Raw genomic sequence first — 23698 nt, forward strand, 5'->3', positions numbered from 1 at the left:
CGAACCCGCGCATCCGATCTTGGCTGCGTCGCCACCTGACCTCTCGTGCCGACTGCCATCTCGGCGGCGCAGCGAAAAACAGGTCCGATCATCACCTCACCGCAGCTCGCGACAGCCATCCGTCTACGCCTGAGCACTCATCGGAGAACAAGCTATGCGAACCTGGCTCATCACAGGCTGTTCCAGCGGTTTCGGCCATCGCCTCGCGCTCGCCGCCGCACGGCGTGGCGATCAGGTTGTCGCGACGGCGCGCGACGTCCGGACCATCGCCGCCATGGCAGAGCCGTTCGAGGGCCGGCTGATCACGCTGCCGCTCGACGTTACCGACAGGGGCGCGACCGAGGCGGCGGTCGCGAAGGCGGTGGAGACCTTCGGCGGCTTCGACGTGCTCGTGAACAATGCCGGCTACGCGCTGTTCGGCGCGATCGAGGAAGGTACGCCCGAGGAATATCGCCCGCTATTCGAGGTGAACGTCTTCGGCCTCATCGAGACCACCAGAGCGGCCCTGCCCGTCCTGCGCCGCTCGGGTGGAACGATCGTCAACCTGTCCTCCGGCGCCGGCATCGCCGGCCGGGGCGGCGGAGGCTATTATCACGCCACCAAATTTGCCGTGGAAGGAATCTCCGAGGCGCTCGCCGACGAGCTGGCGCCCTTCGGCATCCGCGTGCTGATCGTCGAGCCCGGCCCCTTCCGGACCGACTTTCTCGGACGCTCCATCGCGATGACGGCGTGGCAGATGCCCGAATATGCCGCGAGCTCGCGTCGCCACTATCGCGACACCAACGACGGCCATCAGGCGGGCGACCCCGACAAGGCGGTCACGGTCATCCTGGCGGCAGTCGACGCCGAGGACGCGCCGCTCCACCTGCCGCTCGGCGGCGCCGCGCACGCGATTGCCGAGCGCAAGCTGGCAGCCTTCCGCCGCGACTTGGACGCCTGGCGCGACCTCACGCTCGCCACTGACTTCGACGCGTCCTGAGCGGCGCTTGCGCGCTTTCCAGCCTTCACCACCACACGGGAGAACGAGCGATGATCACGGCTCTGACCGGCTTCACCCAGCGACCGGTGACAGCGAACGGCATCAGCATCAACGCGGTGACGGGTGGCGCCGGGCCGCCGATCCTCCTGCTGCACGGCTGGCCGGAGACATGGTGGGAGTGGCACAAGGTGATGCCGCTCCTCGCCGAGCGGTTCAGCGTCGTGGCGATCGACCTGCGCGGCGCGGGCTTCTCCGACTGTCCGCAAGGCGGCTATGACAAGGCGACCATGGCGCGAGACGCGCATGGGGTGATGGCCGTGCTCGGCCATGAACAATATGCCGTGTGCGGCCATGACATCGGCGGCATGGTCGCGCTGGCACAGGCCGCGCTCCACCGCGACGCCGTCACGCACCTCGCCGTACTCGACGTGCCGCTGCCGGGATGGAGCCAGTGGGAGGCGACGGTCGCGCGGCTGTGGCACTTCGGCTTCCACATGAACCGCGACCTGCCCGAGCGGCTGATCCAGGGACGTGAATACGACTATATCGCCTCCTTCATGGCCGAGCGCTTCTACGACCACAGCCGCTTCGACCCCGGCGACGTGGCGGTCTACGCGCGCGCCATGGCGCTGCCCGGCCGGCTACGCGGCGGCCTGGAATGGTACCGCACCCTCGCCGCCGATCATGCGGCCGCGCTCACGTACAAGCAGCGGCCGCTCGCCATGCCCGTGCTGGGTCTCGGCGGCGACGCCCGCTTCGGCGCTCAGATGGTGCCGATGCTGGAGGAATTCGCGGCGACGGTGAGCGGCGGCGCGATCGCGCAGTGCAGCCACTATGTCGCCGACGAACGGCCGGACGCGGTCGCGGCCGCGCTGATCGAGTTCGTCGCGCGCGGTTGAAGCGCGCCCCGCTCCTTTCCCGATCCACTCTGTTCCAGAGGACTATGACCATGACCGATCCCATCACCCGCGGCATCAACCACATCGGCATCACGGTGCCCGATCTCGCCGCCGCTCTGTCCTTCCTGTCGGAGGCGCTCGACGGACAGCTGATCTACCAGTCGTTCGGGCCGCAGGATCCGCCGCGGCAAGGGCCTGATTTCGAACGTGCGGTCGACGCCTTCCCCGGGACGGTCGTGCGCGCGCAGGCGATGGTGAAGATCGGCACCGGACCCGATATCGAATTGTTCGAGATGCACGGTCCCGAGCAGGCTGCGCCGGTGCGGGCGAGCGATTTCGGCATCACCCACTTCGCACTGTACACCGACGACATCGACGCGGCGGTCGCGCGGTTCGAGCGGGCCGGCGGCACGCCGCTGACCGCGCCGCGCGCCATCCCGTATGGAACCGAGCGCGGAGCCGGCAACAAGGTGTGCTACTGCCGGACGCCCTGGGGCACGACGGTCGAGTTCATCACCACACCGGATCGGATGCCCTACCATGACCAGACCGATCTGCGCCGGTGGCAGGATGACGACTAAGCAGGCACGAAGATGCCCGCGTCATCGTCGGATCACGGCAAGACAGTTCGGAGATGCGCCTCAACGGTTTGGATGAAGGCGCGCAGACGCTGCAGATGCTTGAGATCGCGATGGTAACCCATCCAGATGTCGCGGCTGGGCGGCTCGACCGGCAGGCTGAGGCGCCGCAGCCCCGGCACCTGGTCGCCGACCGCACGAGGGAGCACGGCGATGCCGACGCCCTGGCGGCACAGATGCGCCTGCACGTTCCTGTTGTTCGACCGCACGACCGGCGCCGCATGGGGGAAGTTCGCCTTGAGCCAGTCGATGTCGGGGAAATGCCCGGTGGAGGTGTCGTGGGTGATCAGACGAAAGCCCGTGCCGTCACCGAACACGGGCTCGGGCGCCGTCGCCGCGACGTAGACGCCGTAGTTCAAGCGGGCGAGCCGTCGCTGCACGATATCCGAGGTGTCGAAGGGAACGATGCGGAAGGCGATGTCCGATTCACGCTGCGCGAGGCTGAACAGGCGCGTACCGGTGAGGATCTCGACTTCGACGCCGGGGTAGGCGCTCGTGTAGTTGGCGACGATCGGGGGGAGCACATAGGCGCCGAACCAGTCGGCCGAGGCGATGCGCAGCGCGCCGCGGAGCGCCTGTTCCTGCCCGGCGAGCCGTCGCTCGAGCGCCAGCGCGCCCTCCTCCATCTGCTCCGCCAGCGCCACGATGGCGCTTCCCTCCTCGGTCAGCACGAGGCCGTCGGCGGTCCGCTGGAACAGGATCTGACCGGTCGCCTCCTCGAGCGCGCGGAGCCGCCGCCCGACGGTGGGATGGCTGAGGCGCAGCGCGCGGGCCGCGCCGCCCAGCGTGCCCGACCGCATCACGGCCAGGAAGATGCGGACGTCGCTCCACTCCATCTCGGTCCTTCCATCACACCCGCGGCATCGTGCGCGGCCTCCATTTATACGAGCGTCCGCGGCCTTTCAGTTCAACCCGGCGATGATGGGCGCAGCTTACGCCGAGGCGTCGAACATGACAGGCAAGCTCCGTTCAAGCGAATGCTTGGAAAAGAAAAGGTCGAGGCCGGTGACCGAGATCGCCCAGCGGACGAATAACAGACCATGCGAACCGAGTTCCTCTCGAGACTGATCCCCCGGTCGTCATTCGACGCCGCGCGGGCCAGCCGTGAGCGACCGGCGCGCCCCGCGCCGGACGAGTGGGGCAACCTGATGGCCGCCGCCCAGAACGGACATGGCGGCGCGTACCGCCGGCTGCTTGCGGAAACGTCGGCATGGCTGACCCGCTATTTCACCCGGCGCCTACCCGCCGGCGAGGTGGACGACGCCGTGCAGGAGACGCTGATGGCGGTGCATCGCCGCCGCCACACCTACGATCCGCGCTACCCGTTCGGGCCGTGGCTCGCGTCGATCGCCAAGAACAAATGGGTCGACCAGCTGCGGAGCCTCGCCCGGCGACCGGACGATGAGCTGTCCGAGGAGGTCGCGGTCGGCGACCATGAGGCGGCAGTGGTCAGCAGCTCCGTGCTCGCCACCCTGCTCGAGGCGCTGCGCCCGGCGCAGGCGCAGGCGATCCTGCTGGTGAAGGTGCAAGGCTATAGCGTCGAGGAGGCCTCGTCGCGGATCGGCCTGTCACCATCGGCCGTGAAGATGAACATCCACCGTGGCCTCGCCCGGCTCACGGCCCTGATCGAGAAAACCCCCGATGTCGAATGACGCCCTGATCGCCGCGCTCTCGTCCGGCCTCGCGCCTGTCCAGCGCCGCAACCTCGTGCGCGAGGGCGCGCTCCTCGTCGCGCTGTGCGGGATGGAGCTGGCACTGTTCCTCGCCATGGGCGCGATGCGGCCGGACATGCGTCACGCGGCGGACTCGCCCTATCTGATGTGGCGGGTGGGAAGCCTCGCCCTCCTCGCCGTGACGGCCTGCGCGGTGGCGATCCGCTCCTTCTCGCCGGCGGCGCGGACGCGACCGGGCCTGATCCTCGCCGGCGGGCTGGCGGCCGCGGCGATCGTCGCGGGCATGTTCGTCACCCCTTCGGGCGCGGCGCACCGCGCGCTGCTCGACCGTATCGACCCGGCGAGCGGAATCGTGTGCGCCACGTCGATCGTCGTGCTCTCGCTGCCCGTCATGGCGTTGCTCGGCGCGCTGATGCGACGCGCCGCGCCGACCCAGCCGCGGCGCAGCGCGCTCGCTGCCGGGCTCGCCGCCGGCACCTGCGGCGCCTTCGTCTTCGCCTTCTGCTGCCCCTTCGACGACCCGCTCTACGCGGTGGTCTGGTACGGCATCGGCTGCGGCGCCGTGACCGCCGCGGCGCGATGGTGCCTGCCGCGGCGCTTCCGCCTCTGACCTGATGTTTCGCGGCCAGCCAGGCCGCGCCTCGACCCGACCGTCGCCGACCGACCCGGTTCGCCGGGAGCGACGACGCGCGCCTACACCCCGAAAGGAACCTGCCATGACGATCACTGCCGACACGAGAGCGCCCGACCTGCGCTGGCTCAGGAGCTATTATTACCTGCGCTTCGCGGTGGCCGCCGTCTGGGTCGCGCTGGCCTTCACCATCGCCGGGACGAGCCCCGCGCTCGCCGCCGCGATGCTCGTCGCCTACCCCGCTTGGGACGCGTTCGCGAACTATCTCGACGCCGCGCGGAGCGGCGGGCTCGCGCGCAACAAGAGCCAGATGCTCAACTTCGCGGTGAGCGCCGTGACCGCCGTCGCGGTCGCGGCGACCCTGCCGCACGGGCCGCACGCGGTCCTGCAGGTCTTCGGCGTCTGGGCGGTCCTGTCCGGTCTGTTCCAGCTCGCCACCGGCGTGCGACGCTGGAAGGCCTATGGCGCGCAATGGGCGATGATCCTGAGCGGCGCGCAGTCCGGCCTCGCCGGTGCGCATATGCTGAGCAAGGCCGCCGGCCCGGCCGCGGTCGGCATCGCCGACATCGCGCCCTATGCCGCCTTCGGCGCCTTCTACTTCCTCGTCTCGGCGGTGTCGCTGACGGTCAGCGCCGCACGCCGCCGCGCCAAGGTTGCCGCCGCCTGAGCGGTCTCCCCTCCATGACGTGCGCCTCAGCCTCGTCCGATCGCACGCGGGCCCGCCTCGCGCGGGCCCACCACCTCTGCCACAAGGCCCAGCGCCTCACACGATCAAGGTACGCCTAGCATGCGGAGCTTCGACGCCATCATCATCGGTGCCGGCCAGGCGGGGCCAGCACTCGCCGCCAGGCTCAGCGCCGCGGGCCAGACCGTCGCCATCATCGAGCGACATTGGGTCGGCGGCACCTGCGTCAACACCGGCTGCCGGCCGACCAAGACGCTGGTCGCCAGCGCCCACGCGCTGCACACCGCCCGGCGGGGGGCGGACTATGGCTTCACCGCCGCCTCCGTCGCCGTCGACATGGGCGCGGTGGCGGCGCGCGCGGACGCCGTCATCCAGGCCGGCCGACGCGGCAACGAGGCGTGGCTCTCCGGACTGACCCGCGTCGAGCTGATCCGCGGCCACGCCCGCTTCGAGTCCGCCACCGTCGTCGCCGTGGCGGGCGAGCGGCTGACCGCGCCGCGCGTCTTCATCAACGTCGGCGGTCGCGCGGCCGTACCTGATCTGCCGGGCATAGACGACGTCCCGTTCCTGACCAACACCGGCATGGTCGCGCTCGACACGCTGCCGCGCCACCTGGTGGTGGTCGGCGGCAGCTATATCGGCCTGGAGTTCGCGCAGATGTACCGCCGCTTCGGCGCGGCGGTGACGATCGTCGAGCGCATGGACCGGCTGATCGCGCGCGAGGACGAGGACGTCTCCGCGGCGGTGCGCACGATCCTCGAGGCCGAGGGCATCACCGTGCGGACCGGCGCGGACTGTATCGGCTTCGCGCGCGAGGGTGATGAGGTCGCGGTGCGCGTCGACTGCGCCACCGGCTCGTCGCCGTTGCTCGCCAGCCACGTGCTGATGGCGGTCGGCCGGCGCCCCAACACCGACGATCTCGGGCTGGAGGCGGCCGGCGTCGCGGTCGACCCGCGCGGCTATGTGATCGTCGACGATCACCTGGAGAGCAGCGTCCCCGGCATCTGGGCGCTCGGCGACTGCAACGGCCGCGGGGCCTTCACCCACACCGCCTACAATGATTTCGAGATCGTCGCGGCCAATCTGCTCGACGGCGAGGAGCGGCGCGTCAGCCAGCGTGTGCCCGGCTATGCGCTCTACACCGATCCCCCGCTCGCCCGCGTCGGCCTGACCGACGCACAGGCACGCGCGACCGGTCGGCCGCTGCTGCGCGCGACGCGCCCGATGACGCGCGTCGGCCGTGCGGTCGAGAAAGGTGAGACGAAGGGCTTCATGAAGGTCGTCGCCGACGCGGAGACGCGACGCGTGCTCGGCGCGGCGATCCTCGGCACCGGCGGCGACGAGGCGATCCACGGCCTGCTCGACATGATGAACGCCGGCCAGCCGATCGAGCGGCTCCGCTGGGCGGTGCCGATCCATCCCACCGTGTCGGAGCTGATCCCGACGCTGTTGCTCGACCTTGAACCCTGGAACGGAGCGGCATGATGCGGATGATCGGCCTGATCGGCGGGATGAGCTGGGAGAGCTCGGCGGCCTATTACCGCCTCCTCAACGAGGGCGCCCGCGCGCGCCTGGGGCCGACCGCCTCGGCGCGCTGCCTCTTGTGGTCGTTCGACTTCGCGGAGATCGAGGCGCTGCAACATGCCGGCGACTGGGACGGTCTCACCGCGCGGATGGTGGACGCCGCCCGGCGGCTAGAGGCGGCCGGCGCGGAGCTGCTGCTGATCTGCACCAACACCATGCACCGGATGGCGCCGGCGGTGCAGGGCGCGGTGGGCGTCCCGCTGGTCCACATCGCCGACGCCACCGCGGAGCGGATCGTCGCCGCCGGCCTGCGCAGGGTCGGCCTGCTCGGCACCGCCTTCACGATGGAGCAGGACTTCTACAAGGGGCGGCTACGCGACGCCTTCGGCCTGGAGGTGATCGTCCCCGAGGCGGCGGACCGCGCGACCGTGCACCGGATCATCTACGACGAACTGGTCGCCGGGCGGGTCGAGCCCGCGTCGCGCGATGCCTATCGCGCGGTGATCGCGCGGCTCGTCGCGTCCGGCGCGGAGGCGGTGATCCTCGGCTGCACCGAGATCATGCTGCTGGTGGGACAGGAGGACAGCCCGGTGCCGGTCTTTGACACCACCGCGCTCCACGCCGCCGCCGCGCTCGATCGCGCGCTGTCGGTCGAGCGCGACGACGAAGCGGGGCGGACGGCCGAATGAGCCGAGACACTCTCACCGCCGCAGCACGGCAGTTCCGCACGTCCAGCGTGATGCGTCTGCTGCTCGCGTCGGCGTCGGCCGCGCTCCTCATCGGCGCGGCCGATCCGGAGCCGCGCTTCATCGTGACGCTGCGCCCCGACCTCGCCGCGGATGCGCGTGGTCGGCTGCTGGTGTTCGCCGCGCCGGCGAGCGGCGCAGACGCGCGCGGCGCCGCGGTCGACCTGGACCGCGGTCGTCAGGTCTGGGTGGCAGGGCGCGACGTGGCGGGGTTCAGCGGCGGGCGTTCGGTGACGATCGACGCCGCGACAGAAGCCTTCCCGGCGAGCCTCGCCTCGCTGGCACCCGGCAGCTACCGCGTGCAGGCGGTGCTCGACCGGGACGGCGACTATATCTTCGCCGGTCGGGGACCCGGCGATCTCCTGTCCGAGGTCGTGACCGTGCGTCTCCCGCTCGCGTCGACGCCGACACTGCAGCTCGACCACGCCGTGCCGCCGGCGACCGATCAGTTCGACGCCGCCGATCTTCCCCCCGCGGCGGCGATGCAGATCGCGGCGTCCCGCCCGCACCTCCACGACGAGCGCATCGCCTCCCGCGCGCTGACGCGCTTCCGCGAGGAGCGACAGGCCGTGGCGGCGTGGGTGCTGACCCCGCCCGGCTATGATCCCACCTCGCGCCGCACCTATCCGACGGTCTACACGGCGGGCGGGTTCGGCGTCGGGCACAAGCTCGCTGGCCAGCAGCTGTCGCGCATGTGGCATCTGATGGAGACGGGCGCGATCCCGCCGATGATCTGGGTCGCGCTCGACCACGCCACGGCGACGGGCACGACCGAGTTCGCGGACAGCGCTAGCAACGGCCCATGGGGTGAGGCGCTGGTCCGCGACGTCATCCCCGCGCTCGAGGCGCGCTATCGGATGGACGCGCGGCCGTCGGGTCGCTTCCTGACGGGGCACAGCTCGGGCGGCTGGTTCGCGCTGTGGGCGATGGTGCGCTACCCAGGCGTGTTCGGCGGCAGCTGGGCGACCGCACCGGACCCTGTCGACTTCCACGACTTCCTCGGCGTCGACATCTACGCACGCGAGGCGAACCTGTACCGTGCACCCGACGGAACACCGCGTCCGCTCGAGCGCGACCACGGCGAGGTTCTCGACACGATCGAGAGCGCCGCCCGGCTGGAGCGCGTGCTCGGCCGCCACGGTGGACAGCTCCGCTCGTTCGAGTGGGTGTTCTCGCCACGGCGCGCGGACGGCACGCCTGCCCTCTTGTTCGATCGCGAAACCGGCGCCGTCGACACTGCCGTGGCCGCTTACTGGCGCGAGCATTATGATATCGTGCGCAAGCTCCAGGCCGAGTGGCCCCACCGGCGCGGGCATCTCGTTGGCAAGCTCCATGTCATCGTCGGCGACGCCGATTCCTATTATCTCGATGGCCCGGTTCATCGGCTCGACGCCGCGCTGCGCCGGCTCGGCGGCCGCGCCGACATCCGCTTCGTGCCCGGCGCGACCCACAGCATGGCGCAACTCTACGCCCGCGCCGGCGACCGCAACGCGCTATGGAAGGAGATGACCCGCGCCATGTATGCCGCGGCCAGGCCCGGCGAGACGTGGGACGAAGGCTCCGGAAAGCTCCCCGCCGCGTCACCGGCGCGCACGACCGCGCGACCCGACCAGGCATCATGAGATGACGTTTCGCGCGATGCTTACCCTCGCCGTGGCTGCCGCGCCTGCGGCCGCGGCGCTTTCGCGGGCTCCCGCTGTGCTGCCCGTGGATGCCGCCCTCGCACAATGGGACATGGCGGAAGCGCGCTCGCTCGCCGCGACGATGCCGGCGGGCGCTGATCGCTGCGCCGTGGAGGGCATCATCGCCAGCCGTGCCAACCAGCTCGAAACGGCGGCGAAGCTGCTCCCGCCGTGCCTGACCGCGCTGGAGCGGAACGGATCGCGCCGTGCCGAACCGGTATTCGAGACGCTGCTCGATACCTACCTGCGCCTCGGTGAGTACGGAAAGCACCATGCCCTGTTGGCGCGCTGGCTCGGCACGCGACGAGAGCACATCGATCCGGACAGACTCTCCGACCTTCGCGATCAACTCGCGACCGCGGCGGTGCTGCGTGACCTGCCCAGGCCGTCGATGACGGGACGCCGGACCGCGACGCTGCGCACCTACCTCAATGTACTGGGCACCCGAACCGTCGATCTGACCGTGCGCGATGTCACGCTCCCGTGGTTGATCGACACGGGCGCGAACCTTTCCGTCGTGTCCGAGACCGCGGCGCGTCGCCTGCGACTGGAGGTCCGTGACGCCGGCTACCATGTCGCCGGATCGACCGGCCATGCGGTGACCGCGCGGCTCGCCGTGATCGACGAACTCCCGGTCGGCGGCGTGATCCTTCGGAACGTGGTGGCGATCGTCGTCCCCGATGCAGCGCTGCGGATCCGGGCACCGCACGCGGACTATCGGATCGACGCCGTCCTCGGCTTGCCGGCATTGACGCAGCTCGGTCGTTTCCGGATCGAACGGGAGGGCACCATGACGATCGACCGCGCCGCGCCGCCGCTCCGCTCGGGCGCACCTCTCTTCATGAACGCGCTGACGCCGCTGGCCGAGGTGGAGATCGCCGGGCGCAGAGGGCTGATGAGCATCGACACGGGGGCGAACCGGACCACGCTCTACGCGAGCTACGCGGCACGCTTCACCGATCGCGTACGGCTCTGGTCGAGGCAGCGCGACACCACCCTGGGACTGGGTGGCGGCAGCGATGCCGAGGCCGCGTGGGAGCCCGACTTGACGATCGGCGTCGGCGCGGCGAGGGTCGAGGAACATGGCGTGTCCGTCGCGCTCGACGGAGACAGAGCCTCCCCGATCCTCGGCAATCTCGGACAATCGGGGCTGTCGGCGAGATGTAGCTACACCTTCGACTTCCGCTCGACGCGGCTCCTGCTCGGCGACGAGCCGCCGAAAGCAGGCACCTGCCGGGCGGATGGTTGACGAGACCGCGCGCGATACGGTGTGGATCATGGCTCATACGACGGCGCGGGCCTGCTGCTGCCGGGCGCGGGCTATATGGGACTGGAAGGGCAGATGATAACGGATGAGCGATCGCTGCGGCTGGAGGCACGGACGATACCGACTCCCACCTCGATCAGCGTGGAGGCACGCGCCGCGCTGGAGCGGCTCATTGGAACGGACGGCGTGCCGCTCAACGCGTCGTTCGAGATGCCGGCGCACGACGACGTGGCGGGCTGGGAGAAGGTCAAGGCTGCGGTGGACGCGAATTACGTGCGCCTGCTCGCAGCTGCATCCGACATGCCTGAAGCGACCGTGGCGACGACCCGGTTCGACGGTGCACTGGTCCACGTCGCCACGCCAGCGGATGTGATCGCGAGCGACGCGGTCTACCTGGAGCTGCACGGCGGCGCCCTGGTCTTCGGAGGCGGCGATGCCTGTCGCCACGGCGCGTGCGTGCAGGCCGACCAGCTCCGCGTGACGGTGTGGAGCATCGACTATCGCCTGCCACCCGAGCATCGCTATCCGGCGGCGCTGGACGACTGTCTGGCGGTCTATCGCGCGGCGCTGGAGCGTCACCCTGCCCGTCATATCGTCGTCGGGGGCCGCTCGGCGGGGGGCAATCTGGCGGCCGCGATGCTGCTGCGCGCGCGGGACGAAGGCCTGTCGATGCCCGCCGCGCTGGTGCTGCTGTCGCCCGAGGTCGACCTGACGGAGAGCGGCGACAGCTTCGCCGTCAACGCCGGGGAGTCGATGTGATGCTGCCGGGTTCGCTGATGGCGAACAATCGTCTGTATGCCGGCGGCGCCGACCTGGCCCACCCCTATCTCTCTCCGTTGTTCGGCGACGTCACCGGCTTCCCGCCCACGCTGCTTCTGACCGGCACGCGCGACCTGTTCCTGTCGAACACGGTGCGCCTGCATCGCCGGCTGCTCGCCGCGCAGGTGCCGGCCGAGCTCCACGTGTTCGAGGCGATGCCGCACGGTGGCTTCGGCGGAACGCCCGAGGATCGAGACGCCGCGCGCGAGGTCACCCGCTTCGTGCATGACCGGCTCTCGCGCACCTGATGCGTTCGCCTGCCGCGGAAGAAGTGGTCAGCGTTCGCGTTAAACGGCGCCATGCTGCGGGTCGCTGAAGCCTGCCACGAGCGTCGCGGCGATCGCTCGCGCGGCTGGCGCAAGCTCGTCGTCGGCGATCTCACCCGCGGTCCAGAACGAAAGGACGCCGCGGAAGCCGAGCGCGAGTTGGACTGGCAGTCCCGCCGTGTCCCGGCTCCGGTCGCCTGGGCCCGACACCTCCTCATCCTGTGTCGCCAGCGCCCACAAGGCGGTCGAGTGCGCCAGCACCTGCCCCGGGGGCGGTCCGGCCGTACCGATCCAGCTCATCACCGCACGATTGACCTTCGGCTGCTCGAGCATCACCGTCACCGCCAGCTCGACCCCCAGACGCACGCGCGCCATGAGATCGCGCGGCGCGGGCGCCGCTTTAAACCGTGCGATCATCGCGTCGATACGGCGTGCGGATAGAGCGTGCATGATCGCGGCCTTGCCGCCGAAGTGATTGAACGGGGTGACGAAGCTGACACCCGCCTCGGTTGCCAGGTCGCGCATGGAATAGGTCGCACGCCCATCCCGCAGCAGCCTCTCCGCCGCATCGAGCACGCGCTGGCGTACAGGTTCGCCCCTGCTGATCTTTCCTGGCTTGTCGTCCGTCATAAGCTAACTATATCATGATACACTTGCTGGCTGCCATAGGAGATAGCTCATGACCGACAAGGCTCCAAAAACCTTCCTCATCACCGGCGTCAGCTCCGGTCTTGGCCGCGCTTTCGCCGCAGGCGCGCTTGCCGCGGGCCATCGTGTCATCGGAACCGTGCGCAAGCAGGACGACGCGGACACGTTCGCCGCACGGGGCGCTGGGCGGGCCCACCCGCTCCTTCTCGACGTGACCGATTACGCGCGCATCCCCGATGCGGTCGCCGCGGCCATCACGCGGGTCGGCCCGATCGACGTGCTCGTCAACAATGCCGGTTATGGCCACGAAGGCGCGCTGGAGGAATCGTCGATCGACGACCTTCACCGGCAGTTCGCCGCCAACGTGTACGGCCCTGTCGCGATGATGAAGGCGGTGTTGCCGGGCATGCGTCAGCGCCGTCGCGGTCACATCGTCAACGTCACTTCGATGGGTGGCTTCATCACCATGCCAGGGATCAGCTTCTACTGCGGCAGCAAGTTCGCGCTCGAAGGTATCTCTGAGGCGCTCGGGAAGGAGGTGGCGAGCTTTGGGATTCGCGTCACCTCACTCGCACCAGGGCAGTTCCGCACCGACTGGGCGGGCCGCTCGATGGAACGCACCCCGAGAAGCATCGACGATTACGACACGGTCATTGACCCAGTTCGTGAGGCAAGGGCCGCAAAGAGCGGATATCAGCCCGGCGATCCCGCGAGAGCGGCACAGGCGCTGCTCGCATTGATCGATGCGGATGCACCTCCCACGCGGCTCTTCCTAGGTGACGATGCTCTCCAACTGGTCGATAAGAAGATCGACGAAATGCGAGAAGAGATCGAAGTCTGGGCACCGCTGTCCCGATCGACGGCCTTTTCATCGTCCTAGCACCGATAAGGAGATGATGACCGGGCTGACCCACAAAACGACATTCAGGGGTCATTTCGCGCTACCCAACTTCAGACATCCATTCATGTTCGCCTGCGCCGACCAGCGATGGTGAAAATGACGAGCAGTGGGACATTCCGGTCATTCCTACCTCTTCACTCGATCGACCGCTTTCGGCGACAGCGGACGTTCCGGCCTTGCGAGGGAGCCATGGTCGATGACCGTCTTTGGGCCGCTTGCCGACAGGCGACTGTCCTCGAAATCGGGCTGGTCGAACAACGGCTAGGCTTTCCCTTACGTTACGATCGTCATGGGCACCGGCGGGGCATTGGTGATACGGCCAGACCTGATCACGCGTCTTCGAGCGGCGGGGCGGCCGGGTGACGGTACATCCGGTCGCTGATGTCCGGGCCTTCCCAGTTCCTGAACGTCGCGAGCACGTCGAGCAGCGGATGGTCTTCGACTGCGGACAGGCGGTTGAGGTCGGCATATAGAAGCTCAGCGGGACGACTGTGGAACAGATGACAGAGGCTGTTGGCGAGGACATCGGCCGCCACCACGATCGGGTCCTCATCGCTGACCGGCGTGATCGCCAGACTGTCGACCGTCGTCGTCACCTGAAGCTCGGGCGGAAGCTGCGCTTCGAACCGCATCTGAGCGCTCACCACCGTCTTCGTGACCGTGTCGAAGCCGGCGGCGCTGATGGTGCGGGGATTCATGTCGAGCAGGTCGGCTGCTTTTTGTCGGAACAGCTTCGCGATCGGCGCATCGACATTGTCAGTGCGCACCACGATATCGACGGGTCCCGGATTCCGCTCCTCGATATAGGCGACGATGTGGCCGTAAAGGCCCGTGAACAGGATCGCGTGGAGCAACTCCGGCTTTTCGCGCGGACTGCCGACCTTGATCCTGGGATTAGGGTTGGAAGCCGCCATGTCCGCCCGCGCATTCGCGTGCAGCTGCTCAACGGTTTGATGCCAGCGGTGGAAACCGGCGACATGGATCGCATACCAAAAGCAGGGTAATTTGAGATCGAGTATTACCGCGAACAGGTCCGCCCGCAATCCCGCCTGCAGTGACGGTTGCAGATCGGTGATGTGCAGCTTGCCGTCATTACCGCGATAGGGCGCGATTACCGCTTCGAGCCTCGGCTCGGCGTCGGACAGCATTTCCTCCGGCACAAACAGCCCGGCGAACACGCCGACCTGTCCGGGAAATTGCTCGTCTTGGTCGGCATAGCCCTTTGCGCCAGATTCGTCGCAGGCGATAATGATCTTCATGGGTGCGCGATGTCCTAGGCCGCCCGGCCGGCACCGGTGAGCGGCGTCGACAAGATGATGGTTTCATGCGGCCCCGCCGGTGCCCGCCCAAGGACGTGCAGCGCGTTCAAATAGCGGTGCCGCTGGTGCCCCTCGACGATAACCAGTCGCACATCGGGTAAGCTTGCACCGCCGTCGATAACGCCGAACGGTGTAGATAGGAGCACCATCGGATAGTCCCAAGTCCCTTGGTCAAGCGCGACCGCCGTCGCATGACGATCGGCACCACCGCGCCCCTGGAAGGTGTCATAATCGAACTGGGGATGCAGCTCGCCGCCCCAGGCCCGGTGGATGGCTGCCAGCAGCACTTTGCCGTCCCATATCCGCCTTTCCCAAGAGAGCGTTTCAGGCGGGAGGAAGCTGAACGGGGAATGGGTCCAGTGCCGGTAAATCCATTGCTCGCTCAGGTCGGCCGGCAGGTGTGCCAGCACTTCGCGGTTGCGCGACCACCAGGCATCGAAGGGCTCTTTCGCATGGGTCGATTCGCCAACCGGCCTAAGCGCATCCGGCCAAGCGGTGGCCGGTAGATGATCGAGGTCGAATGGCTGCATTGCGTAATCATAGCGCACGGGCGCATAAGCCGAAGTCCAATCGACCGGACGGGAGAAGCAGGTTGGAGCAAGAGAAGGGACGCTGGGGAATTTGGATCGACGTCGAGGGGTTCAGCAACCTCTGGAGCGCGGGCGACCAGGCGCTGCGTGGCATCGGCCAGCTCACCAGCCTGATCTTCGCGATCGGACGGAAATGCTACCCCCGAGACGGAGAGCGCCTGTTCGCGCATCAGATGGGCGATGCCTTCTACATTGCCAGTGACTTTCATGAGGAGAGCCTCGACCGATGCGCCGCCCTCGCGGTCGCGCTGATGCGCGGGATGACGGAGATCGGCTGCGTCGCCCGCGCGTCGATCGCCGAGGGCGACATGGCCGACTATAGCGGCTGCCGGCCGCGCGAGGTGCAGACCGAGGCGCACCGCAACGGCGGTGCGGACGTGGTTTCCCTCGGCGACGGGCTGATGACGCTGCAATCAGTGATGGGCCAGGGCCTGATCAACGCGGTCACGCTCGACAAGCTGACCAACACCAAGGGCGCTATCCTAACCATCGCGGCAAGCAATGCCGGCCGACTGTCGCCGGGGTTCGTCACCCGCGAGCTGGCGGAGGCGCCGAAGATTATCTCGATCGACTGGGTCCACTCCAAGTCGGAGCGGATCGACGAGATCTTCGAGCGAACGGGGCTCCCAAACCCCACGTTCGGCACGCTGGAGCAGCGGCTCAGGGACTATGTCGCGGAGCACGGCCTGCAGCCAAAATGGAGCGATCCGACCTTCCGATATGCCGGCCTAGACGGCTGATCGCGATCGAGACGGGCGCCGTAAGCGCCCATATCCAGCCGGCCTTTTGGTTTGCGCGACACGAATGGCGGGTTTCAGCAGGAGCTGCCGCTCATATCAATGAATCTGAATGTCTTGAGCTGGTCGATAGCCGCCTCCAACTTCGCGGCTGGACGTGACCCAGACACGGACGCTTCAACCGCTCCACCCATTTCCTAACTTCCGCTACTCGTTCATATGGACGTCCAGGGTATTCGCCCACGAGGTGCTACGGAGTCAGCTGCACCAAAGGATCCGACGCGATCGCAGCTGTGCTAAATGGCCCACGCCCTCCTCCCACTTGCCCGCATGCAAGGGCTTTCGCGGATCGGCGAAGGACGGAGCGGCCGTCAGCATGCCGCGGAAGCCAGCCGGCAGCGGGCACTCGAAATCAAATCATGCTGGCTTCCCGCGCTAAGCTGATAGCGCTGCGCAGCCGGTCCGGGGTGGGCCTCGGAATGCTGGGAGCGCCCTTCCCACGTGTCACCCGCCAGCCGCCGGGTTCCAGTACGAGGCGCAGCCGCAGGATCCTCTTCCCACCGGCACGCGCGTCGGCGAGACCGCGTCCCACGGACCAGTAAGTATGCTGGGCGATGATCCAACTCTCGATCACGTGGGCGAGGAGGTGGGCCGGCGAGCCCTCGCCGAGCCTCTCGACGTCGGCAAGGGCGAGCGCGATCGGGAGCCGCTCGCGCCGCTCGGAGCGGTCATGGAGATCTTTCGGCGAAAGGACGGACACGGCGAGCGCGGCAAGCGCGGCCGCCCCAACCCCCTGGCGCGCCTGCATGCAGGACTGCAGCTCGGCCATCGCGCTCACCACCGTCGCATCCCGCTCGACGAGTGAGGAGAACCAGTCACGCGCCCTGGCCACCTCCACGTCCACCTCCTTGAGAAGGCGCTGCGCCAGCGCCTCAGTAGTCAGAGTGCCGCCGCCGATCTGCCCCACAATCCATTCGAACAGTGCCTCGAGCGCCAGGCGGAAGGCCTGTCGCACCTGGACGCGCCGCCAGAGCACGACCTCCTCGTGCAGCTCGTTGCTGGCCAGATCGAACATCGCCGGACGTAGCGTCTCCTCGTCCAGCTCGTCCTCCTCCACATCCTCGCAGACGCGGGTGAGAAGGCGGAAACCTCCGCGACGGCTCCTGGATGCGACCTCGCCGACGAGCCGGTCGCACATGGCCTCGCGTTCGGCTGCGATCAGCTCGTCCATGTCCCAGACGTCCGCCCACTCCTCCGCGGTCGCCCGCTTTAGCGAGCACGGTCCCCAGCCGTTGAACAGCTTGTGGTCGAGGATGGGCGTCAGGCGCTTCTCGAAAGCGTCGAGCAGCTTCTCCGTCCCCTCACCCGGAACGCGAACGCCCGGCTGGTGCGCGTCATCGACGAGGATCCGGAACGCCCGTAGGCCGGGTCCGTAGTTGATCGCCGCGGTCAGTGCGGTCGAGTTGCGCCGTGCCTTGACGAAGTCCGCCCAATGCTCGTCCCCGAAGCGGATCACCTTCTCGTCGCCCCAGAGCTCCGCGATGCGCTGCTTGCCGGGCAGGTCGATGCCGCCGGTGCCCTGCCGCTGGAGCAGCGACCACGCGAAGGCCACCTCGATTCGCGCAACGAAGTCCTCGTGCGCGGACAGGCGGAGCCGCTCCTTGCGCTCACTCGCCAAGGCGATCGTCCGACGCCACGCCCAAGCCACCAGAGTGAAGGGGCGTATGTGCCGCGCCACGTTATTCAGCCCGGGAAACACCTCGTTCATGAGGTCGAAGTTAATCTGACGGAGCCCGAGCGGGTCGACGCCGCCCGTCTTCGCTTCCGCCGGCGAGACGATCGAGCAGTCCGACGCCCGCCGGCTGAGCCTCTCCAGTTCGATCAGTGCGTCCGACTTCATGCGTTTCTCACCAAGACGAACCCGTGGCAGCCGGTGTCGCAAACGCCATCGCGCGCCAGCTCATCCCTGAGCCGCGGCAGCACGATGTTGCAGGAGCACGCGCTGACGGGCTGGTCGACGAAGCGGATGCGCCGGCGCTCCGGCTCGCGGCGGCATTGCTCGAGAAGCCTGTGCCAGGAGGGGTGGCGGGCGAGCACCTCCAGCCCCTCCGGCACGACGTTGGTCATCAAGCCGACCTCGAGCGCGCGCACGTCGTCGTGCACCGTGCGGGTCGCCCGTATTGCTGCGAACGTCGCATCGAGATCGGCGTCGGGAGCGAGCAGATCCCGGAACCCCGTGAGCGCGCAATCGGGCTCCGGCGCCTGGTCCGGGTCGATGCCCAGCGACAGCATGCGTCCGCGCGCCATCGCCGCGTCGAGCCCGGCTCCGGCCGCGACTAGCTGGACGATGCACCAGGTCAGCGTGTCCTTGGCATTCTGACCGAGCGAAACCTTGCGCCCCAGCCCGACGAGCCGCGCCACGAACGCCTCGGTCGCGGGGTGCTCGGTGGACACGCACACGAAGTGGGTGAGCCGCGCGATATTCACGAGTTCCACATCGGAGGCGATGGTGGCGGTCAGCTTCTGGAAGAGCTCGGGAAAGCCGAGTTCGAGCGCGTGCCGTGCCTGCGCCACGCGCTTGCGACGCGCCTTCTCCGTACGGTCGGTCTCGTCCTCGTCGTCACCCTCGATCGGTGCGGGGCCGCGCGCGAACGCCTGCAGGAGGCGCGCGACGAACCGCTGCCACGCGAGCTCCTCCTTGTGCCCGCCGGCTTCATCGCGCCGGCGATCGCCAGCGTCCGCAGTGGGCCGGGCCACCAGGTCGGCATCGATCAGCGGATCAACCTTCTCGGGCCCGCTCCCGGCGGTGCGACCGCGGATGACTGACCTCGTCCTAAGCGCATCCGGGTTGGCCCGGAAGAACTCCATGACGGCGAGCACGTCCTCGGGCGTCTGCAGGTTCTTCAGGACTGCCAGCATCGAGGGCAGCGCCTTCCCGGCCCGCCCCCTGATCGCGCCGAAGTCGGGCGCGGTCACAAAGCCTTCAGCGACCGCGTCCCCAGCTTGGAGGCGAAGCTGAATCCGACCCTCAAGCGACAGCTCCTCGTCGTCGAGCTGACCGACCGCGATCGTGAAGGCGCGCCCCTCCACCTCCACCGGTCCAATGGCGAGGCTGCGGCGCGAGACCTCCAATATGGCTGTGGCCGATGACGCCTCCCAAGACGTCAGGATCCGCCCCTCGATGCCGCCGTCGATGTGGGCGGCCACGAGTACGCCGACCTCGGCCTGGTCGTCATCGCCTTCCAAGACGGACTTGGGCTTCGAGGGGGCCTTCGCGTCCTCGACCCGCCAGTGGTGGCCGGTGCGACGGTCGGTCCTCACCACGCAGACCTCGACGTTGCGCGACGTCGCCCCGCCGTGGGTCAGCGCCGCACCGGTCGCGTTGGCGCTGCCGGACATGATAAGCCGACCACGGGCGCAGACGACCTCGAATACCTTGGCGTGCAGGCCGCGGGCGGCCGCGTCGTCCACCGCGAGATGTTCGATGCGCACGGGCCGCACGCCCTTGGCCGCCCGAGGCCAGTCCATCCCCTCGGGCGCGGAGACCGATGCGATCGGGACGTGGGCCCGGACCTCCGCCACGCCGAGCGTCCAGGCCAGCCGCTCGACAGCGGACGCCTCCCAGTAGGGAGACGCGATGGTCAGCGTCTTCGCGCCACCGAGCTCCCCGGCCGCGGCCTTCAATCCATCGACTATCGGCGCGTCGAGGCTGGTGAGCACCCGGACGGCCCCGTCGTCCGTGCCGGCGGCGGCCGCGCCGACCAGGCGATCCGCCAGCGCGCGGCAGTGGCTCCGGGCGTCGTGCTCGCAGTTCGGCGCGTCGGCGAGGGCGGCGAAGAACCTGCCGATGTCGCCGACCGCCGCCGCCATCCCGTTCGCATGGAGGTGCTCGACGCACTCGAGGTTGGCGGACCAGCCGCCGAAAGTCAGGTTGCCGGATCCTACAGTCACGTGGGTCGCGTCATCCGCCTCGAGCACCATGAGCTTCGGATGGAAGCAGCCCTGCCGCACCGCGACGGGATGCACGACGTACTCGCGGCCGATCCGGACCGCGCCCCGTTCCCGCAGCGCCATGCGGTAGCCGAGCGGGTCGGTCAGGATCGTGATGTCGGTGACGCCCTGGCGCATGAGCGCCTCGATCAGCACGGCCTCGGCGAAGGACGCGCTGAACGAATAGGTTGTGAACGTCGCGCGGCGCCACGCGTGGGCCGCGATCAGGTCTAGTGGGGCGATGCTGTTCGCGGGTCCGCTCATTGCAGCGCGCATTCAGAATGGAGCTGGGCGCCAACCACGGACTTGGCGATCGCCACCAAGTGGGGATGGTGGGTGAAGAAGAGGACCTGCGTCGTACGCGCGACGTCGGCGAGCACCTCGAATCCGGCCCGCGCGCGGTCGTCGTCGAAGTTCACGAACAGGTCATCGGCGAGGAAGGGCAGCGCGACACCGGCCGCCACGGAACGCTCCAGGGCGGCGAGGCGGAGCGCCAGGAAGAGCTGGTCGGTCGTACCCTCGCTCATGGCGCCGACCTCCACCACCGTGCGGCCGTCGTCGCGCAGTCCGAGAAGGCGCGGCGAGCTGCCCTCGCTGTCGACCTTCAACGACGCGTACCGGCCCGTGGTGAGTTTGGCGAACAGCTCGCCTGCGCGCAGGAGGAGCGGATCCTGGTGTCGCTCGCGGTAGCGCTCGATCGCCCACTTGAGCATGACCGCCTGGGCCCGCTTCAGGATGTAGTGCTCGGACAGGTCCTCGAGCTCCGCCCGCGCCTGCTCCGCCTCCGCGGCGGCGTCCGCCGCCGAGGTCGATCCGGTTTCGAACGACTGGAAGGCCTTGCGCGCCTCCCCGTGCGCGGTCGCGGCCGCGTCGACGGCGGCATTCAGGTCCGCGAGCCGGGACCGCAGCGACGATGCCGAGGCCGCCGCCTCGCCCGCATCGGTGGCCGAGCAGGCCACCACCAGCTCGTCGAGCGACAGTCCGTCGCCCTCCTCGACGATGCGCCTCTCGATCTCGGCCAGGTCGGTCCTGAGGGCGGTCACGGCCCGGGACCGCTCGATGGCCCCGGTCAGCTCGGTCCGGTCCGCGCACCCGGCCTCCGCCAGAACGGACGCCAGGGCAGCTTCGGCGGTCGCCAGCGTGGCCCGCGCCCCGCCGATCCGCCTCTCCAGCGCGGTCTCCTCCTCGGCCATGCCCGCGAGGACGGCCTGCGCCGACCGTGCCGCCGACACGCGGGCCTTGAGCATGGCCAGGCGAGCCGCGGGCTCGCCAGCCACCACGCCGAGTCGCTCCGCGATGGCGCCGACGCGGTTCGCGTGCTCGCGCTCGTCCCTCTCTATGCTCTCGATCCGCCGCTTCAGCGCCGCCTCGGCTGCAACCGCCTCGCGGAGCTCGTCCAGCGCGTCGAGCACCGTCCCGCAGGTCGCCACCTCGACTTCGAGGCCGGCCCCGCCGATCGCCTCGCGCCATGCGCGCGCGCCTTCCTCGAGATCGGAGGCGAGGCGCCGCGCGCGAGCGTCGAGGTCCGCGGCATCCTCGTCGATGCGATCCAGCTCGGAACGGGCGAGCAGCCGGGCCTTGAGCGCATCGTCGAGGGCCGCCTGGCTGCGATCGGCGATGCCGAGGACAGGCGCGATGTCGCCGCCTCCGTCCGCGACGGAAAGCGCCGCGAACAGGGCGCTTCTCGCGCCATCCCGACGCGCTGCCCAACGGTCGGCCTCGGTCGCGAGCAGGCCGGCTTCGCGCGCCGCCTCCTCGGCGCCGGCGCGCTCCGCCTGCCAGGTGATGAACGCCGCCGGGTCCATGGCGGGCAGGCCGGCCTGCACCAAGCGCGCCCGCCAGCCGGCGAGGACCTCGCCGTGCCGCTTCGACCACGCCTCTGCGCGGGCGCGCGCCTGATCCGCTTCGAGCTCATGGGTCGACCTGCGCTGCTGCAGGATCGACAGGCGGGAGGATGCGTCGGCTAGCGCGAAGCGCAGATCGGCGCGCTCGTCCGCGGACGTCACGCTCGTCTCGAAGGCCTGGACGGCCTCCTCTGGCCGCAGAAGCGGCGCTCCCGCGACCACGTGGTCGCGGATCGGGCTCCAGGTCGCCTCGCGGGCCTGCCTGGCCTCTGCCAGATCGTCCGCCGAGACCGCGGACCCGGTCTCGACCTGGTTGATCGCAAGCGTGGCGGCCGCAGCTTGCTCGAACGCGCGCCGGGCGCCGTCCTCCTCCCGCCAAATCTCCGCGATCAGGTCGGCGACGTTGTCGCGCGCGCGCTCAGCCTCGGCCGCACCGACGACGGGGAGCGAGACCAGCTCCTCCACCTGTCCCTGCCAGGGCTTCAGCCTTGCGAGCGCCGCCTGCAGCTGTGCGGAGGCCGCGTTGGCGGCGTCGCGGGCCTGCGCCACCCGGCCGTCCACGTCCGCACCCAGGGCCTTGGCGGCATCGAGCGCCGCAGTCAGCGCCTCAGCGGCGCCGTCGTAAGGCACCTTGGCCAGCTCCGCCTCCGCCCGCCGCCGTCGCTCGGCGAGCGTAGTCCGCGCCTTCGCGATGTGGCGCTCCTCGGCCTGCAGCTCGCCATAGGACCGGGCGAGCTCGCGCAATCGCGCGGAGACGACCCGCAGAGGGGGAGGAGCGTCGGCGTTCGGACCCGCGTCGCGGCGGCGCACCTCGACGAGCGCCGCCGCGGCTGCGTGCTCCGCCTGCAGGCGGACCAGGTCGCGGGCCGCCTTGGCGACGGCCCCTTCCTCGACGACCAGTTCGTCCACCGCCTCCGCCTGGGCCAGCGCGGCCGCATCCGCCGCCACCCTCTCGCGGCGGCCGCCCAGATCGGCGCGGAGCTGCTCGGCCGTGGCGGCTTCGCGCTCCGCCGCCTCCGCCTCCCCGATTAGCTTCTCGGCCGCGTCCTCGCGGAGGCGGCCCAGCTCGACGGTCGCCGCGTGCGTCGCGAGCGCGTCGAGCGCCTCCTCGCGGCGGCGGGCGAGCGGGGCGATCCGCCGCATGCGCTCGAGGCCGCTGAGCTCCTCCTCCACGGCGCCGCGCTCGCTCCTCGCCCGCTCCAGGATCGAGAACGTGTCGTCGGCTGCGGCCCTGGCGTCGGTCCAGGCCTTAGGCCTAAGCGCGTTCTCCTTCACGAGCCGCGCAGCCTCGGCGAGCTGGCGCTGAGCCTGCGTGTAGGTCCGGCTCGCCTTCGCCGTGGGTCCCCAGATCGCGTCCGCCTCGGCCTCCAGGGACTTCAGTTCGTCGGCGACGGCCGTCAGGCCCGAGCCCGCCGCGAACAGGGTGCGGCCCAGGTCGTTCCTCGCCTCGACCATCGCCCTGCCGCCGGAGCGGAGCGCCTCCTGATCCAGGCTGAACGAGAGGCCGAAGGTCTCCCTGGTCTGGCCCTTGAGCATGCCTCGCAGGAGAGCTTCGTCCATCGCCGCGTCCGCCTCGTCGAGCAGCGTGGCCGCGGTCCCCTTCTTGCGCCGGCATGCGAGCGTGCGCCCGGCGTCCTCCAGCACCGCCCCAACCCGGAGCAGCGCGTAATCGAACAGGAAGTTGTAAGGCGAGCGGGCCGGGAACCCGAAGAAGAGGTCGGACACCGCGGCCAACGAGGTCGTCTTCCCGGCCTCGTTCGCGCCGTAGACGATGTGCAGGTCGGGGCTGCCGGCCCTGAACTCCAGCTCGCAGCCCTCGAAGCGGCCATAGCGCTCGAGCGAAAGCCTGGCGAAGCGCAT

Annotated in this window: 21 protein-coding genes; 14 read left to right on the forward strand and 7 right to left on the reverse strand. The window is 69.4% G+C overall.

The window, feature by feature from the left end:
• The first annotated feature begins 154 nt into the window (after nt 1–154).
• From HD841_RS13950 to HD841_RS13960, 3 genes are read left to right on the forward strand one after another with little or no spacing between them, the layout of a single operon-like run.
• Nucleotides 155–979, forward strand: coding sequence for an oxidoreductase (locus HD841_RS13950; RefSeq protein ID WP_179509506.1), 825 nt, complete (start codon nt 155–157; stop codon nt 977–979).
• 50 nt (nt 980–1029) lie between these two features.
• Nucleotides 1030–1878 (forward strand): alpha/beta fold hydrolase, encoded by an 849-nt coding sequence (locus tag HD841_RS13955; protein ID WP_179509507.1) that lies wholly within the window; start codon nt 1030–1032, stop codon nt 1876–1878.
• Between the two features lie 50 nt (nt 1879–1928).
• Nucleotides 1929–2459 (forward strand): VOC family protein, encoded by a 531-nt coding sequence (locus HD841_RS13960; protein WP_179509508.1) that lies wholly within the window; start codon nt 1929–1931, stop codon nt 2457–2459.
• 32 nt (nt 2460–2491) lie between these two features.
• On the opposite strand, the gene HD841_RS13965 is transcribed toward HD841_RS13960, so the two are convergent.
• Nucleotides 2492–3352 (reverse strand): LysR family transcriptional regulator, encoded by an 861-nt coding sequence (locus HD841_RS13965; protein WP_179509509.1) that lies wholly within the window; start codon nt 3350–3352, stop codon nt 2492–2494.
• A gap of 312 nt (nt 3353–3664) precedes the next feature.
• Here HD841_RS13965 and HD841_RS13970 point away from each other — a divergent pair, with 312 nt between their 5' ends.
• The 9 genes from HD841_RS13970 to HD841_RS20770 all read left to right on the forward strand — a co-directional run bounded on the left by HD841_RS13970 (nt 3665) and on the right by HD841_RS20770 (nt 11791).
• Nucleotides 3665–4168, forward strand: a complete 504-nt coding sequence (locus tag HD841_RS13970) for a sigma-70 family RNA polymerase sigma factor (RefSeq protein WP_257015612.1) — start codon at nt 3665–3667, stop codon at nt 4166–4168.
• Nucleotides 4158–4799, forward strand: a complete 642-nt coding sequence (locus tag HD841_RS13975) for an NrsF family protein (protein ID WP_179509511.1) — start codon at nt 4158–4160, stop codon at nt 4797–4799. The genes HD841_RS13970 and HD841_RS13975 overlap by 11 nt, the downstream gene beginning before the upstream one ends.
• A gap of 106 nt (nt 4800–4905) precedes the next feature.
• The gene (locus tag HD841_RS13980; RefSeq protein ID WP_179509512.1) at nt 4906–5487 is read left to right on the forward strand and encodes a DUF308 domain-containing protein; all 582 of its coding nucleotides are present in this window, start codon (nt 4906–4908) and stop codon (nt 5485–5487) included.
• A 120-nt stretch (nt 5488–5607) separates the two neighbouring features.
• Nucleotides 5608–6990: an FAD-containing oxidoreductase gene (locus tag HD841_RS13985; RefSeq protein WP_179509513.1), complete on the forward strand. Its 1383-nt coding sequence runs from the start codon at nt 5608–5610 to the stop codon at nt 6988–6990.
• A complete protein-coding gene (locus HD841_RS13990) occupies nt 6990–7718 on the forward strand; it encodes an aspartate/glutamate racemase family protein (RefSeq protein WP_179509730.1) in 729 nt (242 codons plus the stop codon). Before HD841_RS13985 ends, HD841_RS13990 begins: the two co-directional genes overlap by 1 nt.
• On the forward strand, nt 7715–9397 hold the full coding sequence (locus HD841_RS13995) for an alpha/beta hydrolase (protein WP_257015578.1): 1683 nt from the start codon (nt 7715–7717) through the stop codon (nt 9395–9397). Before HD841_RS13990 ends, HD841_RS13995 begins: the two co-directional genes overlap by 4 nt.
• Nucleotide 9398: 1 nt before the next feature.
• The gene (locus HD841_RS14000) at nt 9399–10706 is read left to right on the forward strand and encodes a retropepsin-like aspartic protease family protein (RefSeq protein ID WP_179509514.1); all 1308 of its coding nucleotides are present in this window, start codon (nt 9399–9401) and stop codon (nt 10704–10706) included.
• A 21-nt stretch (nt 10707–10727) separates the two neighbouring features.
• On the forward strand, nt 10728–11483 hold the full coding sequence (locus HD841_RS21010) for an alpha/beta hydrolase fold domain-containing protein (protein WP_373563027.1): 756 nt from the start codon (nt 10728–10730) through the stop codon (nt 11481–11483).
• The gene (locus HD841_RS20770; RefSeq protein WP_257015579.1) at nt 11483–11791 is read left to right on the forward strand and encodes an alpha/beta hydrolase; all 309 of its coding nucleotides are present in this window, start codon (nt 11483–11485) and stop codon (nt 11789–11791) included. The genes HD841_RS21010 and HD841_RS20770 overlap by 1 nt, the downstream gene beginning before the upstream one ends.
• A gap of 39 nt (nt 11792–11830) precedes the next feature.
• On the opposite strand, the gene HD841_RS14010 is transcribed toward HD841_RS20770, so the two are convergent.
• On the reverse strand, nt 11831–12439 hold the full coding sequence (locus HD841_RS14010) for a TetR/AcrR family transcriptional regulator (protein WP_179509515.1): 609 nt from the start codon (nt 12437–12439) through the stop codon (nt 11831–11833).
• A gap of 49 nt (nt 12440–12488) precedes the next feature.
• Between HD841_RS14010 and HD841_RS14015 the strand changes: the two genes are divergently transcribed.
• Nucleotides 12489–13337: an oxidoreductase gene (locus tag HD841_RS14015; protein WP_179509516.1), complete on the forward strand. Its 849-nt coding sequence runs from the start codon at nt 12489–12491 to the stop codon at nt 13335–13337.
• Nucleotides 13338–13687: 350 nt separating this feature from the next.
• Here the strand turns inward: HD841_RS14015 and HD841_RS14020 are convergent, their stop codons facing one another.
• Together HD841_RS14020 and HD841_RS14025 are read right to left on the reverse strand one after the other, a co-directional pair.
• Nucleotides 13688–14617, reverse strand: a complete 930-nt coding sequence (locus tag HD841_RS14020; protein ID WP_179509517.1) for a hypothetical protein — start codon at nt 14615–14617, stop codon at nt 13688–13690.
• A gap of 14 nt (nt 14618–14631) precedes the next feature.
• Entirely contained in the window at nt 14632–15207 is a 576-nt protein-coding gene (locus HD841_RS14025) for a hypothetical protein (RefSeq protein WP_179509518.1), read from the reverse strand.
• 62 nt (nt 15208–15269) lie between these two features.
• On the opposite strand from HD841_RS14025, the gene HD841_RS14030 reads away from it, so the two are divergent.
• Nucleotides 15270–16007, forward strand: a complete 738-nt coding sequence (locus HD841_RS14030) for a hypothetical protein (protein ID WP_179509519.1) — start codon at nt 15270–15272, stop codon at nt 16005–16007.
• Between the two features lie 409 nt (nt 16008–16416).
• Here the strand turns inward: HD841_RS14030 and HD841_RS14035 are convergent, their stop codons facing one another.
• The 3 genes from HD841_RS14035 to HD841_RS14045 are packed head-to-tail and all read right to left on the reverse strand — an operon-like array spanning nt 16417 to nt 23698.
• Nucleotides 16417–17904, reverse strand: coding sequence for a septum formation inhibitor-activating ATPase (locus HD841_RS14035; RefSeq protein WP_179509520.1), 1488 nt, complete (start codon nt 17902–17904; stop codon nt 16417–16419).
• Complete coding sequence (locus HD841_RS14040; protein WP_179509521.1) at nt 17901–20258, reverse strand: hypothetical protein; 2358 nt, start codon at nt 20256–20258, stop codon at nt 17901–17903. Before HD841_RS14040 ends, HD841_RS14035 begins: the two co-directional genes overlap by 4 nt.
• The gene (locus tag HD841_RS14045; RefSeq protein WP_179509522.1) at nt 20255–23698 is read right to left on the reverse strand and encodes an ATP-binding protein; all 3444 of its coding nucleotides are present in this window, start codon (nt 23696–23698) and stop codon (nt 20255–20257) included. Before HD841_RS14045 ends, HD841_RS14040 begins: the two co-directional genes overlap by 4 nt.

This window comes from Sphingomonas melonis (assembly GCF_013409985.1).
GTDB classification, from domain to species: domain Bacteria; phylum Pseudomonadota; class Alphaproteobacteria; order Sphingomonadales; family Sphingomonadaceae; genus Sphingomonas; species Sphingomonas melonis_A.

Coding starts and splice junctions, on each gene's coding strand:
- HD841_RS13950 (WP_179509506.1), top strand. CDS start 155: ATGCGAACCTGGCTCATCACAGGCTGTTCCAGCGGTTTCGGCCATCGC.
- HD841_RS13955 (WP_179509507.1), top strand. CDS start 1,030: ATGATCACGGCTCTGACCGGCTTCACCCAGCGACCGGTGACAGCGAAC.
- HD841_RS13960 (WP_179509508.1), top strand. CDS start 1,929: ATGACCGATCCCATCACCCGCGGCATCAACCACATCGGCATCACGGTG.
- HD841_RS13965 (WP_179509509.1), bottom strand. CDS start 3,352: ATGGAGTGGAGCGACGTCCGCATCTTCCTGGCCGTGATGCGGTCGGGC.
- HD841_RS13970 (WP_257015612.1), top strand. CDS start 3,665: ATGGCCGCCGCCCAGAACGGACATGGCGGCGCGTACCGCCGGCTGCTT.
- HD841_RS13975 (WP_179509511.1), top strand. CDS start 4,158: ATGTCGAATGACGCCCTGATCGCCGCGCTCTCGTCCGGCCTCGCGCCT.
- HD841_RS13980 (WP_179509512.1), top strand. CDS start 4,906: ATGACGATCACTGCCGACACGAGAGCGCCCGACCTGCGCTGGCTCAGG.
- HD841_RS13985 (WP_179509513.1), top strand. CDS start 5,608: ATGCGGAGCTTCGACGCCATCATCATCGGTGCCGGCCAGGCGGGGCCA.
- HD841_RS13990 (WP_179509730.1), top strand. CDS start 6,990: ATGCGGATGATCGGCCTGATCGGCGGGATGAGCTGGGAGAGCTCGGCG.
- HD841_RS13995 (WP_257015578.1), top strand. CDS start 7,715: ATGAGCCGAGACACTCTCACCGCCGCAGCACGGCAGTTCCGCACGTCC.
- HD841_RS14000 (WP_179509514.1), top strand. CDS start 9,399: ATGACGTTTCGCGCGATGCTTACCCTCGCCGTGGCTGCCGCGCCTGCG.
- HD841_RS20770 (WP_257015579.1), top strand. CDS start 11,483: ATGCTGCCGGGTTCGCTGATGGCGAACAATCGTCTGTATGCCGGCGGC.
- HD841_RS14010 (WP_179509515.1), bottom strand. CDS start 12,439: ATGACGGACGACAAGCCAGGAAAGATCAGCAGGGGCGAACCTGTACGC.
- HD841_RS14015 (WP_179509516.1), top strand. CDS start 12,489: ATGACCGACAAGGCTCCAAAAACCTTCCTCATCACCGGCGTCAGCTCC.
- HD841_RS14020 (WP_179509517.1), bottom strand. CDS start 14,617: ATGAAGATCATTATCGCCTGCGACGAATCTGGCGCAAAGGGCTATGCC.
- HD841_RS14025 (WP_179509518.1), bottom strand. CDS start 15,207: ATGCAGCCATTCGACCTCGATCATCTACCGGCCACCGCTTGGCCGGAT.
- HD841_RS14035 (WP_179509520.1), bottom strand. CDS start 17,904: ATGAAGTCGGACGCACTGATCGAACTGGAGAGGCTCAGCCGGCGGGCG.
- HD841_RS14040 (WP_179509521.1), bottom strand. CDS start 20,258: ATGAGCGGACCCGCGAACAGCATCGCCCCACTAGACCTGATCGCGGCC.
- HD841_RS14045 (WP_179509522.1), bottom strand. CDS start 23,698: ATGCGCTTCGCCAGGCTTTCGCTCGAGCGCTATGGCCGCTTCGAGGGC.